Here is a 229-nt window from a genome sequence, read left to right as displayed (position 1 = left end):
GCCACGCCGGCACGAACCATGCACGTCGCGGCGAGCGCAGCGCCGCGCCGTGCGCGAGCAGCAGCGGCGGCACGGGCGCCATCGCGAGGCCGAAGCCGTGCGCGCCGGGCGTCGCGGCAGCGTAGTGCGCGCCGGCCTGGTAGGCCGCCCCGGCGCCGCCCGCGGCGGCGCCGCGCGCGATGGACAGCAGGCCGCTCATCGGCGGCCCCCCCGCCGGCGGGGGGTGGCG

1 pseudogene is annotated in these 229 nt (G+C 83.4%); it reads right to left on the bottom strand.

From position 1 onward, the window contains the following. Positions 1-199 (bottom strand): annotated as a pseudogene (locus tag KVT39_RS38905) (hypothetical protein); the annotation flags it as partial. Positions 200-229: the final 30 nt, after the last annotated feature.

The sequence above is a fragment of the Burkholderia sp. GbtcB21 genome (assembly GCF_019091065.1).
GTDB classification, from domain to species: domain Bacteria; phylum Pseudomonadota; class Gammaproteobacteria; order Burkholderiales; family Burkholderiaceae; genus Burkholderia; species Burkholderia pyrrocinia_C.
The sequence above is the reverse complement of the archived record's forward strand: the minus strand, read 5'-3'. Positions and strand labels throughout refer to the sequence as shown.